This is a genomic window from Kitasatospora sp. UYEF31, assembly GCF_057291755.1.
This window is the reverse complement of record NZ_JBXAWK010000019.1, coordinates 15,609-27,998: the sequence shown is the minus strand read 5'-3', so window position 1 is coordinate 27,998 and position 12,390 is coordinate 15,609. Positions and strand designations below refer to the sequence as shown.

Sequence of the window (12,390 nt, the reverse complement as noted above, 5' to 3'; positions counted from 1 at the left end):
TTTACGTACGAATCTATGTGATAGACGTGAATGGTTCCCTCGCGTCATCCTTGCCCCTGGGAGCGGTTCACCAGTAGCGCTCGCTCAACCAGGGGAGTGGAAATGAAGGGCACAGCAATGCGCGGAGGCGGTGCCGTCCGGCTGGGCCTGCTGGCGCTCATCTGGGGTTCGAGTTTCCTGTGGATGAAGATCGGGCTACGCGGCGTGCCGCCGGTGGGCATCGCCCTGGTCCGCATCGGTCTGGGCGCACTGGTCCTGCTGAGCATCGTCTGGGTCCGGGGGACGAAGCTCCCCAGAGGCAGAAAGGTGTACGGGCATATAGCCGTTGTCGCGCTGTTCCTCAACGCACTCCCGTACACCCTCTTCGCCATCGGTGAACAGACGGTCGACTCCAGCCTCGCCGGTGTCCTGAACTCGACCACCCCGCTGTGGACGCTGCTCATCGCGTTCGGCATCGGGCGGCGGCCGACGGTGACCCAGGTGTCCGGGCTGGCCATCGGCTTCGCCGGAGTGATGCTGATCCTCGCGCCGTGGCAGGCCGCGGGGGTCTTCGGGTTCGGGTCGCTGATCATCCTCGCCGCGGCCCTGTCGTACGGCGTCGCGTACCTCTACATGGAGAAGTACATCTCCGACTACAACCTCGACCCGGTCGCGCTGTGCGCAGCGCAACTGGCCGTCGCCACCGCGATGGTCGGTGTGACCGTGCCGTTCTACAGCGACACACACGTCGAGTTCCGCTGGGACTCGGCCGGCGCACTGGTCATCCTCGGCGTCTTCGGCACCGGCATCGCGATCCTGCTGAACTACTACATCCTCAAGGCGGACGGCGCGCAGGCCGCGACGATGGTCGGCTACCTGCTGCCGGTGGTCTCGGTGCTGCTCGGCGCGGTGGCCCTGAGCGAGGATCTGACACTGACCATGCTCGGCGGCATGGCCGTGGTCATCTTCGCGGTGTGGCTGACCCGCCGGCCGCGCAAGGAGTCCGCCGGACCGGTGGTCGCGGCCGACCTGGTGGAGGGCCTGTCTGTGGAGGGCTTGCCTGTGGAAGACGACTGCCCGCTGCCCGCACGCTGAGCCCCCGGAGGCCCGACGGGCCGCCCCCCGACGACCGACATGCTGGTCGTCGGGGGGGCAGACCGGTGGGCCTTCCCGCGCCTGTGGGTTCTGACGACTTTCTCAACCTAGCTCTGCCTGTGGACGCTGACGGGCTTCTCCAGCGGCACCCGCACGCTCCCGGCCACCGGCACCGACGGGCTGTCGCGGAACGGCCGGGCGCGGTACATCCCCAGCAGGCCGATGATCGCCAGGCCCGCAGCGAAGTACGGCAGCACCCCGATGCCCAGGCCGTCGTACGCCAGGCCGCCGAGCAGTGCGCCGCTGCCTATCCCGATGTTGAACGAGGCGGTCATGATGCTGGTCGCCGCGTCGGTCGCCTGCGGGGCGAAGCGCAGGAGCGCGGTCTGCAGGGCGACGGGCATCGCGGTGAAGAACGCGCCCCAGACGATGATGACGGGCACAGCCGCGCCGGTGGTCGCGCCGAAGACGCCGAGCAGCACCAGGACCAGCGTGAGCGCCCCCGCCGCCGTGAACAGCAGGGCGCGGGGGCGGCGGTCGATGATGATGCCGGTGAGCCACATCCCGAGCAGACCCGCCGCGCCGTAGCCGAGCAGGACCGGGCTGACCATCGACTCGGAGACGCCGACGTGCTCGGTGAGGTAGGGGGAGATGTAGGTGTAGAGGAAGAAGTGACCCAGCATGAACACCAGCGTGGCCGCGGAGATCAGCGCCACCCCGGGGATCTTCACGACCTTCCGGATCGGCATCGCCGTCCCGCGCTCAACGCCGGGGAACTCCGGCAGGACCCGCCACGCGATGAACAGCAGGACCGCGCCGGCCGCCGAGACCACGATGTACGTGCCGCGCCAGCCGACAGCGGAGCCCAGGGCCGTACCGAGCGGAATGCCGCCGACCAGCGCCAGGGAGTTGCCGGTCATCGCGATCGCCAGCGCCCGGCCCATGCGCTCCGGCGGGACCATCCGGGCGGCGTAACCGGCCACCAGGGAGAAGAACACACCGTGCGCCACGCCGCCGACCACCCGGGCGGTCACCGCGATCGGGTACACCGAGGCCATCGCCATGATGACGTTGCTGAAAGTGAAGACGCCGAGCACCGTGAGCAGCAGCCTGCGGCGCGGCCAGCGGCTGGTCATGCCGGTCAACGGAGCTGCGGTCGCGCCGACGACGAACGCGTAGGCGGTGATCAGCAGGCCGAGCTTCGACTCGGAGACGCCCAGGTCACCGCTCATCTTCGGCAGCAGGCCGACGGGCAGGAACTCGGTGGTCACCGCGAGGAACACCGCCGCGGACAGGGTGATCAGCCCCGCCACGGGCCAGGGTGCCGCCGCCGGAGCGGGGTTCGTCCGGGCAGGCGGGCCCGGTATGCCGGAATCCGGAGCGGAATTCACAGAAGGGGTCCTCAGGGTCAGGGCCGACAAACGGGTAGTGCGGGAACCTGCACAAGGATCAGCGCGACAATGGGTCAGGTGTACAAAAACGCCGGTCGCCCTGGAATCCTTCCCGGGCGACCGGCCCTGCGGACATGACAGGATCGCGCCATAGAGACACAGAAGATCAATGCGTACGGACTGCGGACAGCACAGCAGATCAACGAGTACAGGCTGCGGACAGCGCACGAACACGATGCGCACAGACCAGAGACACAGCTGAGGAGCCGGTGGATGACCAAGGTGTGCCGTGTCCGATGACCACCGCGACCTCCTGGACCAGGTGGAGACGCTGGTCGAGGAAGGCCACATGGACGAGGCCGTCGAGCTGTGCCGACAGGCCGTCGCGGCCGGTCTGGCGGGCTCCGTGTGCCGCCTCGGTGAGCTCCTGCTCGACTCCGGCGAGGAAGCCGAAGCCGAGCCGTACCTCCGGCAGGCGATCGACTCCGGTGACCTCGACGCGTACGACGCGCTGAGCTCGCTGCTCGTGGTCACCGGCCGCGCCCAGGAGGCCGCGCGCCTTCTGGAGGACCGGTACAACGCGGGCGGCACGTACTGGGCGCTGAAACTCGCCGACATCCACGGCTCCGAGCTCGACGACCGGGCCGGTGCCGAGCGCTGGTACAAGACCGCGCTGGCGGACGGCAACGCGGACGCCCCCAACGACTACGGCACCTACCTGCTTGAGACGGGCCGTACGGATGAGGCGCTGGTGCTGCTGCGCCGGGGCATCGACGAGGGCGACCCGATGGCGATGGCCAACCTGGGCCGCCACTTCGCGGAGCACGGTCAGCCCGGCGAGGGCATCACGTGGATGCGACGCGCGGTGGCCGAGGGGTATCTCCCGGTTCTGGGTGATCTGGCCCAGGCCGAGCTGGACGAAGGCATGTTCGAGGACGCCCGGGTGCACGTGACCGAGGCACTGGCCGAGGACATCCCCGACGTCAACCTGGTCTACGCGAACTACCTCGACGCGATCGAGGACCCCGCCACTGAGGCCGCGTACCTTGCCGCGCTCTCGCAGGGCGACGACGGCGCTACGTTCCACTACGCACTGTGGCTCTCCGACCGGGACAACCGGGCGTCGGAGGCCGTGCCGTTCTATGAGGCCGCGATCTCCGAGGGCGTGGACGAGGCCTATCTGAACCTCGGGATCCTGTACGAGCGCCTCGGTGACCTGGAACAGGCGGAGCGCTTCATGCGCGGCGGGATCACCTCCGGCGACCTGCAGGCGGTGCTGACGTACGCGCACTTCCTCGACGACCACGACCGCACGGACGAGATCCCCGAGGTGATCGCGGACGCCCGCCGACTCGGCGCGTCGGCGGATCAGATCACCGAGCTGGAGCAGTTGCTCGACGAGGAGTAGCAACGCGGTCCCGGCTCCCGGCCTGGCCGGGCTCCGCCCCGGCGATCATGACGAAGTGCCCCGTTCCGACGACCGGAGCGGGGCACTTCGTCATGATCGCCGGGGCAGCCGGCCCATCCGGTCGGCGTCAGTCGAGCAGCCCGCGCCAGTGCCGCACCGCAGCGCTCCCCACCTGCATGTCCCAGCTCCCGGCCAGCCGTGCGGCGGCACCGATGTGGAAAGCGTCGAGGCCACTGGAGCGCAGCGTCCCGACGTGGCGTTCGCGCAGCCCGCCGCCGACGATGATCCGCGGGTCGGACACTCTCCGTTCCAACTGGTCCGCCGCGATCGTGGCGAGTCCGGTCTCAGCGCCCTCCGGCCCCCCGGACGTGAGGACGAAGTCCAGTCCGGGCAGCCCGCGGACGGCGTCCCACACCTGCGCCCGGTCCACGGCGAAGTCGATGGCCCGGTGGAAGGTCCAATTGCGCCCGTCGAGCACCTCGACCACGGCTTCCACCGCTCCCAGATCCACTGCGCCGTCCGCGTTGAGGAACCCCAGGACGAACTCGTCCGCACCCGCGTCGATCAGCTCCACCGCGGTCTTGCGGAGCGCTGGGATATCCCCGGCCGTGAAGCCGTCGTTCTCCCGCAGCATCACCCTGACGGGCAGGTCCACAGCCGCGCGGACCGCGCGGAACGTCTCCACCGAGGGTGTGAGTCCGGAGCTGGCCATGTCCCGGACCAGCTCGATCCGGTCCGCGCCGCCGCGCTTGGCCGCGCGGGCGTCCTCGGCGTCCAAGGCGATGACTTCGAGCAGTGGTCTAGACATGTCGGGATCATTTCACATGGCGCTGCGTCAGGCGGTGCGCAGCGCGCAACCCTTCACGCAACGTTGCGCGGCGCGTAACCCGCGGGACGGCGCTGCGTCAGGCGGTGCGCAGCGCTCGGCCCAGCCGCCCCAGCCCCTCGGTGATCTCCGCGGGCGTCTGGGTGACGAACGACAGTCGCAGCGTCGCCGGGTCGGGGTCCGCCGCGTAGAAGGGCGCACCTGGGACGTACGCGACGTCGTGCTTGACCACGGACGGCAGCAGCGCGGTCGCGTCGTAGCCGTCAGGCAGCTTCGCCCAGATGAACATGCCGCCGTCCGGGTCGTTCCACGTGCTGCCCTCGGGCAGGGCGGCAGCGAGCCCGGCGAGCATGGCGTCGCGGCGTTCGCGGTACGCGCCGCGCACCCTGGCCAGGTGTGCGTCCAAGTCGCTGGCCCGCAGGTACGCGGCTGCGGCGGCCTGGTCGACGGTGGAGGTGTGCAGGTCGGCGGCCTGCTTGGCGACCACGCAGGCACGCAGCAGCCCGGCTGGCGCGCGCAGGTAGCCCAGGCGCATGCCGGGGGCCATCACCTTCGAGAAGCTGCTGAGGTACACCGTCCGGTCCGCGGATTCCGGGAGTGCGGCCAGCGGCGGCAGCGGTTCGCCCCGGTAGCGCAGTTCGCCGTACGGGTCGTCCTCCAGGAGCCACAGCCCCAGCCGGGCGGCGACCGACGCGACGGCGCGGCGCCGGTGCGGCGGCATCGTCCGGCCTGTCGGGTTCTGGAAGGTGGGGATCGTGTAGAGGACCTTGGGCCGTTCGCGGACGACCGCCGCGGCCAGCGCGTCCGGGTCCACGCCGTGTTCGTCGCAGGCCACCGAGACGATGCGCGCCCCCGCGAAGCGGAAGGTCTGGAGCGCGGCGAGGTAGGTGGGCTCCTCGACCAGGACGACGTCGCCCGGTTCGAGCAGGACGGTGGCCGCGAGGGTCAGGGCCTGCTGGGAACCGGTGGTGATGAGGAGGTCCGCGGGTGAAGTGGCCAGGTGGCCGCGGCTCAGCCGGTCGGCTATCGCCGCGCGCAGGCCGGGATCGCCCTCGGTCGTCGAATACTGCAGTGCCCTGCGGGCGTCCAGGCGCAGGACCGAGTCGTACGCAGCGCGCAGCCCCTCCGCGTCGAAGAACTCCGGTGCGGGCAGTCCGCCCGCGAAGGAGATGACCTCAGGACGCTCGGTCAGTGCCAGGATCTCGCGTACGGCCGACCCGCCGACACTGCGGGCGCGGGCGGACAGTTCGGGGACTGCGGCGGGAGCGACGGCCATGGGTGACTCCTCATCAGGCGTGGTCGCTTGCGCGCGACGGAACCGTTCATACCGCATTGATGTCCAGTGGTGTAGTCCGCGTGCGTCATCCGGACCGCGGGCCGGACTGCCGCTAACGTGATCCACCCCTGTCAGCCACGGAAGCAAGGGCCCGCCCGCACGATGCCTCGACGAACCACCACCACGGCGGGCGCGCTGGTCGCCTGCGTCGCCTTTGTGCTCACCGGCTGCTCGGACGGTTCGTCCGGAGCCACGAAGGAGAGCCCCACCGCGCGCGGCGCGGACCGTACGCCGTCGTCTTTGTCCGTGACCTCCACGCCTCCGGCCGCGGTGCCCCTCGCCGTCCCGTCCACGGCACCGACCCTGCCGTTCGGCAAGGACGGCCTCCCGCAGGTCCTCGAACACGGGCCGCGGGCCGCTAAGAAGGTCGCGTTGACCTTCGACGCGGACATGACCGTCGGTATGGAGCGCAACCTCGACAGCGGCAAGGTCACGTCGTACGTGAACGACAAACTCATCGGCGAGCTCAAGGTGGGGAAGATCCCCGCGACGATTTTTGTGGCCGGAATGTGGGCCGAGCGCTACCCGGCCAAGGCCAGGGAACTTGCCGCGGACCCGTTGTTCGAGCTGGCCAGTCATTCCTACTCGCACCGCGGCTTCGCCGGTACCTGCTACGGCCTGGGGAAGATCCCCGAGCCGGAGATGGCCGGGGAGGCGGCCCGGCCGCTGGAGATCATGCGTGGTCTGGGCATCAGTCCCGTCCCGTACTTCCGCTTCCCCGGCGGCTGCTACGACCAGGCCGCGCTCAAAGCCATCGCCCCCGCGCAGGTGCTGCCCGTCCAGTGGGACGTCATCAGCGGCGACGCCGACGCCAGAAGCGCCCAGGTGATCGTCGACAAGACCCTCAAAGAGGTCAAGGACGGCTCGATTGTCGTGATGCACGTGTCTGCGGGCCCCGCGAAGTACACCGCCGAAGCCGTTCCGCAGATCGCCGCCGAGCTGCGCCGCCGCGGATTCGACCTGGTGAAGGTCTCTGACCTGCTGCGTTGACGGTAGATCGGAATCCGATACGTTCCAGGGGCATCTATGCACACCTCCCCTGGGTAGGGGGTGAGGAGGGGCGCGACGCAGGTTGCGCCCTCCGTCTCAGGGCCTAAGCCGGGGTTAGGCCCTGGGCAGGATCCGATCCGTTCGGAAAATCGGGAAGCTGGACGTACAGCGCGCACGTTGCACTCATAAAGGGACGTGGCCGAAGCAGCGCCGCAAACGGGAGGTCCACGTGTCCGCCGTGCACGATCTGGTCGGCTGGATAGACCAGCTGCCGCCATTTTCGGTGTACCTCCTCCTCGCGGGGGCGGTACTGGTGGAGACTGCCTTGCTCATCGGCCTCTTCATGCCCGCCGAGCCGGTGCTGATAGCCACCGGCGTACTGACCACCACCGGGCACATCGACCTGGTGCCAGCGCTGATAGTGGCGACCGTGGCCGCGCTCGTGGGCGACTCCACCGGCTACCTGACCGGCCGCCGCCAGAGCAGCCGGATCCACACCGGTTTTGTCGGCCGGAAGGTCGGCGAGCGGCGGTGGCGGCGCGCGGAGAAGCTCTTCACCAGCGGAAAGGGTGCCGGAGGCACCACTGTGATGCTCGGCCGGTGGGTGGCCTTCGCCCGGACCCTGCTGCCGCGCCTGGCCGGGGCGGCCGGGATGGAATACCGGCGGTTCCTGCCGTGGAACGCGATAGGCATCATCGTGTGGGTGCCCGGTTCGATCATGCTGGGCCGGGTCGCCGGGACACAGGCGGCGAAAATGCAGAGCTGGATCGGGATGACCGTCGTCGGTGTCGTGCTCCTGGCGATCATGGTGACGACCGGGTGGCGCTGGCGGAACCGCCGGCGCAGGGCCGCGGCGGAGCAGCCGGTGATCGGCCCGCAGCGCACCGGGGAGCACGACGAGGGGCCGCCGGAGCCGGTGGTCGTCTGGCAGAGCGCGCACTCGGAGCGGTGCCAGCAGTAACCGGTTCCGCCGCGAGGACTCCGCCGCGTCGGGCATGTGCGGAACGCCCGTTAACGATCTCTGTGGGGGCTTTTTTCACATGCCCGACCCGGCGGATTCGACACGGTGGATTGGAAGACCCCGGCCCGAGGGGAAGACGGGCCGGGGTGGCTGGGGAAGGGGCGGGCCAGCGGGTCACCCCCCGGCGTCCGCCACCGCTTCGGCGATGCGTCGCGCGGCGACCCGGGCGGGCTCCGGGCACGGTTGTACTCCTGTGTATTTGATATGACGGATCGTCAACACACGGTGATCAATGGAGAGTTGACCATAGCTTGCAGGCACGTGCGGTTACCAGGGGGTGAGAAGACCAGGACGAACATGCGCCGACGGGCCGCCTGGTGAGACGTAGCTTATGTCCCGGTAAGCGGCCCGTCGGGGTCCTGCGCGGACGTTGAACTTGGACACGACTGAGTCCCCCTCAGCTGGAATGCGGGGGACAGTCGTACAGGGGCACCCGGGAACCAGTCGGCGTCGGTGACTGTGCCGAAACACATCGCGTGCTCTGTCCGTTGAGCTACCGTGCCGGCTGCTGCCGACGACGGCCGGGACTCGAACCCGCGGCCTGCCCATTAAGAGTGGAAGTAACCGCGGCCTGCGCATCCGGACCAGGGAAAACACCAGACCGCGAGGCCGCTCGCACGCACCGGGTTTTCGACCGGCGGCCGGAGGCTGCCTACGGGAGACCCGGACCCGGCAGACTCCTCCCCATGCGAGCATCCCGACTCCTCACCATCCTCCTCACCCTCCAGACCCAGGGCCAGGTGACCGCCCAGGAACTCGCCGACAGGCTGGAGGTCTCCGTACGGACGGTCTACCGCGACGTGGAGTCGTTGAGCGCCGCCGGGATCCCGGTCTACGCCGAGCGCGGCCCGGCCGGCGGCTACCGGCTGCTCGACGGGTTCCGCACCCGCGTCAACGGGCTCACCAACGATGAGGCCGACTCCCTCTTCCTGGCCGGGCTGCCGGGCCAGGCGCAGGAGCTGGGCCTGGGTGCCACCGTCGCCTCGGCGCAGCTGAAGGTCATGGCTGGCATGCCCAAGGAGCTCCAGGAGCGCGCGGGGCGGGTGCGTGACCGGTTCCACCTGGACGCGGTCGGCTGGTACCGCGACGCCGACGAGACGCCCTTCCTGGCGGAGGTGGCCTCCGCGGTGTGGAGTGAGCAGCGGATCTGGATGCGGTACCGCCGGTGGGGCGGCGAGGTGGAGCGGGAGATGGAGCCGTACGGCCTCGTGCTGAAGGGCGGCGCCTGGTACATGGTCGCGCGGGCCACGTACGAGACCGACGTGCCGTTCCGGACCTACCGGGTCACCCGGATCATCGAACTGAAGACGCTCGACGTGCCGTTCACCCGTGATCCGGACTTCGACCTGGGGAAGTTCTGGGCGAAGTCCTCCGAGCGTTTCGGCAACGAGATGTACCGGATCACCGCGACCGTGCGGCTGTCCGCGCACGCGCGCGGGGTCGTCCGCGGGCAGTTCAGTTCGGCGGCTGGCCGGATGCTGGACAGCACCGCCGGAGAGCCCGACGAGAACGACTGGCTGACGGCGAAGCTCCCGATCGAGACGCTGTGGGTCGGCACGACCGAGTTGTTGCAGCTCGGCCCGGAGGTGGAGGTCCTCGACCCGCCGGAGCTGCGCGAGGCCGTCGCAGAGGCCGCGCGGGCGACTGTCCGGCTCTACGAGGGGTAGCGGAGGCCGTCTGAACCTCCTCCTCATAGGGTTGGAAACATGACTGACGCAGCGGACAGCACTCTGGTTTATGTGGGGTCCTACACCCCCGAGCAGAACGGTCGCGGCTGCGGAATCACCGTGTGCCACCAGGACCCGGCGACCGGGCGGCTGGACCGGGTCGGCCAGGTGGAGACGGTCGCGCCGTCGTACCTCGCGCTGCACCCTTCGGGGCGCGTTCTCTACGCGGTCAACGAGCTCGACCCGTCCGGGCGGGTCGGCGCGTACAAGCTCGATGGTGTGGAGATCAAGCCACTGGGTGAGAACTCCACCGGCGGTGACGCCCCGTGCCACCTGACCGTGGACCCCACCGGGCAGTACGTGATCACGGCGAACTACCTGGACGGCAGCGTCACCGCCAGTCCACTCGGCCTGGACGGCGGGATGCGCTCGTACACCGACCGGATCGCGCTCGAAGCCGTGCCCGGTCCGGTGGCCGGCCGTCAGGACGGCTCGCACGCGCACCAGGTGACGTTCACGCCCGACGGTCTGTGGCTGGTGGCGGTCAATCTGGGCGGGGACCTGCTTCACCACTTCCGCTTCGACCCGAACTCCGGGCTGTTCGCTGAGGGCAAGCGGTTGTCGCTCGCCCCGGGGACCGGCCCGCGGCACCTGGTCTACGGGCCGGGCCGTACGGCCTGGCTCGTCGGTGAGCTGAACCCGTCGTTGGTGCCGTTGCGGCGCAACGACGACACCGGGGAGCTGGAGACCGCGGGCGAGGCCGTGCCGGTCGTCGCCTCCGGCGGCGGGGACAACCTGCCGTCGGCGATCGTCCAGTCGGCCGACGGCCGGTTCCTGTACGTGGGCAACCGCGGTCCGGATTCCATCACCGTGTTCGAGGTGGACGGTGTCACCGCCCGCCAGGTGGCCGAGGTGCCGGTGGGCGGCGCGTGGCCGCGTGACCTCGCGATCGTGGGCTCGTACGTGTACGCCGCGGCGCAGGAGTCGGACGTGGTGACGGTGTTCCGCCGCGACGGGGCGACCGGCGCGCTGGAGCCGCTGGGTGTGGCGCTGGAGACCGGCAGCCCGACCTGCGTGGTGGCGCTGCGGCAGTAGCAGCCCCGAAGTAGTGCCGGCCCTGAGAGTAGTGCCGGCCCCGAAGTAGTGGCGGCCTGACGTGGGTGTCTTCTTGACCGGGTGACACATCATCCCGGGGAGCCGCGAGGATGTGTCACCCAGGAAACATCCTGCCCCGCCACGCGCTACACGGGCAGCGGCATCACCATCAGCGGCGCCCCGCTCGGTGCTGCGGACCCGCCCGCCGGCTCCACCGTGACCGCGACACTCCGCGCGTCGCCGAGGCCGGGGACCGGGACCATCCTGCCGTCCGCCGGGGTCAGCCCGGACGGACGCGGCGGACCGCCGGGCCCGATGAGCCAGAACTGGTACACCGACCCGGCCGGGGGAGCCGGTCCGGAGAGCACCGCCATCGCGCGGTCCCGGCCGTGCGACGCGAACACGGTGACGTCCATGCCGTCGCCGGACTTCCTGGCGACCTTCAGGTCGTCGGCTTTCCAGTCCCGTACGACGGACGGGACACCGTCGGCCCGCTTGTTCGAATCGTCCTGCTGCGCGAGGTGCACGCCGAGCACCGCGCCCGCCGGGATCAGCGTCGCGGCGAGCCCCCAGGCGATCCGGGTGGTCCAGCGTCGCGGGACTCTGCGGTGCCCGGCGGGGACCGGCGGCAGTTGCCGGGTCTCGGCCACCTCCCCCATGACCGCGGCGCGCAGTCTGGCGGGCGGGCCCGCGGCCACCGCCAGGCCCAGGACCGCGGTGGTGGCCCGGAGTTCGCGGACCTCCTGGTGGCAGTCGGGACATGCGTCCAGGTGCCGGCGGAAAGCCGTACGCTCGTCCGGTTCCAAGGCGTCGCAGGCGTAGGCGCCGGTGAGCGTGTGGAGGTCTGCGGCACTGGTCGTCATCGGGCTACCACTCCCAGGCAGTCGCGCAGGCGGATCAGACCGTCGCGCAGGCGGGTCTTGACTGTTCCGAGCGGGGAGCCGAGCAGGGTGGCGACCTCGCTGTAGGTGTAACCGCCGTAGTACGCCAACGTGACCGACTCGCGCTGGAGTTCGGTGAGTCCGCCGATGCAGCGGCGGACCTGCTCGCGTTCGATGCGGGTCTCCACCTCCTCGACCACGTCGTCGTACGGGACGGTCGCCGAGTGCCGGGCGTCGTGCATCTCCCGGTCGTGCCCGGCCTGTTCGGAGCGCACCCGGTCCACCGCCCGGTGGTGCGCGAGGGTCATGATCCAGGTGTGCGCCGAGCCGCGTTCCGGGTCGAACCGGGTGGCGGTGCGCCACACCTGGACGAGGACTTCCTGCGCGACCTCCTCGGCGTGCGAGGTGCTGCACAGGATCCGTTTGACCAGTCCGTACACCGGGCCGGAGATCTCGGAGTAGACGGCCTCGAACGCGGCGACGTCCCCTCTGCCCACCTGCTGCAGGAGTTCGTCGAGAGGGGGCGCCGCATCAGGGACGTCGGGGACGCTGCGCGGTCGCGGCGCGGCACTCATGGGCGGACCTCCACGGGCCGGGTGTGTATTGGGCTCACATAGCGCATTCGTAGCCGGAGTCCCCACGGATTGCCGATCTACGTCACCTTTCACCCGTAAGGATCAATCTCAAAGTCGGACCCATCC

General features: G+C 70.0%; 11 protein-coding genes. 6 read left to right on the top strand and 5 right to left on the bottom strand.

Going from position 1 to position 12,390, the window contains the following annotated elements; genetic code table 11:
- Positions 1 to 102 precede the first annotated feature (102 nt).
- On the top strand, positions 103 to 1,074 hold the full coding sequence (locus tag AC0Z36_RS12075) for a DMT family transporter (protein WP_485462804.1): 972 nt from the start codon (positions 103 to 105) through the stop codon (positions 1,072 to 1,074).
- A gap of 107 nt (positions 1,075 to 1,181) precedes the next feature.
- On the opposite strand, the gene AC0Z36_RS12070 is transcribed toward AC0Z36_RS12075, so the two are convergent.
- Positions 1,182 to 2,465: an MFS transporter gene (locus AC0Z36_RS12070; protein ID WP_485462803.1), complete on the bottom strand. Its 1,284-nt coding sequence runs from the start codon at positions 2,463 to 2,465 to the stop codon at positions 1,182 to 1,184.
- A gap of 289 nt (positions 2,466 to 2,754) precedes the next feature.
- Here AC0Z36_RS12070 and AC0Z36_RS12065 point away from each other — a divergent pair, with 289 nt between their 5' ends.
- The gene (locus tag AC0Z36_RS12065) at positions 2,755 to 3,873 is read left to right on the top strand and encodes a tetratricopeptide repeat protein (RefSeq protein ID WP_485462802.1); all 1,119 of its coding nucleotides are present in this window, start codon (positions 2,755 to 2,757) and stop codon (positions 3,871 to 3,873) included.
- 127 nt (positions 3,874 to 4,000) lie between these two features.
- On the opposite strand, the gene AC0Z36_RS12060 is transcribed toward AC0Z36_RS12065, so the two are convergent.
- Positions 4,001 to 4,681, bottom strand: coding sequence for a copper homeostasis protein CutC (locus tag AC0Z36_RS12060; protein WP_485462801.1), 681 nt, complete (start codon positions 4,679 to 4,681; stop codon positions 4,001 to 4,003).
- Positions 4,682 to 4,778: 97 nt separating this feature from the next.
- The gene (locus tag AC0Z36_RS12055) at positions 4,779 to 5,975 is read right to left on the bottom strand and encodes an aminotransferase-like domain-containing protein (RefSeq protein WP_485462800.1); all 1,197 of its coding nucleotides are present in this window, start codon (positions 5,973 to 5,975) and stop codon (positions 4,779 to 4,781) included.
- A gap of 162 nt (positions 5,976 to 6,137) precedes the next feature.
- On the opposite strand from AC0Z36_RS12055, the gene AC0Z36_RS12050 reads away from it, so the two are divergent.
- From AC0Z36_RS12050 to AC0Z36_RS12035, 4 genes are all read left to right on the top strand, one after another.
- Entirely contained in the window at positions 6,138 to 7,025 is an 888-nt protein-coding gene (locus AC0Z36_RS12050; protein ID WP_485462799.1) for a polysaccharide deacetylase family protein, read from the top strand.
- A 229-nt stretch (positions 7,026 to 7,254) separates the two neighbouring features.
- The gene (locus AC0Z36_RS12045; protein WP_485462798.1) at positions 7,255 to 7,986 is read left to right on the top strand and encodes a DedA family protein; all 732 of its coding nucleotides are present in this window, start codon (positions 7,255 to 7,257) and stop codon (positions 7,984 to 7,986) included.
- Positions 7,987 to 8,732: 746 nt separating this feature from the next.
- Positions 8,733 to 9,713 (top strand): helix-turn-helix transcriptional regulator, encoded by a 981-nt coding sequence (locus AC0Z36_RS12040; protein ID WP_485462797.1) that lies wholly within the window; start codon positions 8,733 to 8,735, stop codon positions 9,711 to 9,713.
- Positions 9,714 to 9,752: 39 nt separating this feature from the next.
- Positions 9,753 to 10,808 carry a lactonase family protein gene (locus tag AC0Z36_RS12035; protein WP_485462796.1) on the top strand — a complete coding sequence of 352 codons (1,056 nt, stop codon included), beginning with the start codon at positions 9,753 to 9,755 and terminating at the stop codon, positions 10,806 to 10,808.
- A gap of 146 nt (positions 10,809 to 10,954) precedes the next feature.
- On the opposite strand, the gene AC0Z36_RS12030 is transcribed toward AC0Z36_RS12035, so the two are convergent.
- Both AC0Z36_RS12030 and sigK read right to left on the bottom strand, forming a co-directional pair.
- A complete protein-coding gene (locus tag AC0Z36_RS12030; RefSeq protein ID WP_485462795.1) occupies positions 10,955 to 11,671 on the bottom strand; it encodes an anti-sigma factor in 717 nt (238 codons plus the stop codon).
- On the bottom strand, positions 11,668 to 12,264 hold the full coding sequence (gene sigK, locus AC0Z36_RS12025) for an ECF RNA polymerase sigma factor SigK (protein WP_485462794.1): 597 nt from the start codon (positions 12,262 to 12,264) through the stop codon (positions 11,668 to 11,670). The genes AC0Z36_RS12030 and sigK overlap by 4 nt, the downstream gene beginning before the upstream one ends.
- Between the last annotated feature and the right edge of the window lie 126 nt (positions 12,265 to 12,390).

Coding starts and splice junctions, on each gene's coding strand:
- AC0Z36_RS12075 (WP_485462804.1), top strand. CDS start 103: ATGAAGGGCACAGCAATGCGCGGAGGCGGTGCCGTCCGGCTGGGCCTG.
- AC0Z36_RS12060 (WP_485462801.1), bottom strand. CDS start 4,681: ATGTCTAGACCACTGCTCGAAGTCATCGCCTTGGACGCCGAGGACGCC.
- AC0Z36_RS12055 (WP_485462800.1), bottom strand. CDS start 5,975: ATGGCCGTCGCTCCCGCCGCAGTCCCCGAACTGTCCGCCCGCGCCCGC.
- AC0Z36_RS12050 (WP_485462799.1), top strand. CDS start 6,138: ATGCCTCGACGAACCACCACCACGGCGGGCGCGCTGGTCGCCTGCGTC.
- AC0Z36_RS12040 (WP_485462797.1), top strand. CDS start 8,733: ATGCGAGCATCCCGACTCCTCACCATCCTCCTCACCCTCCAGACCCAG.
- AC0Z36_RS12035 (WP_485462796.1), top strand. CDS start 9,753: ATGACTGACGCAGCGGACAGCACTCTGGTTTATGTGGGGTCCTACACC.
- AC0Z36_RS12030 (WP_485462795.1), bottom strand. CDS start 11,671: ATGACGACCAGTGCCGCAGACCTCCACACGCTCACCGGCGCCTACGCC.
- sigK (WP_485462794.1), bottom strand. CDS start 12,264: ATGAGTGCCGCGCCGCGACCGCGCAGCGTCCCCGACGTCCCTGATGCG.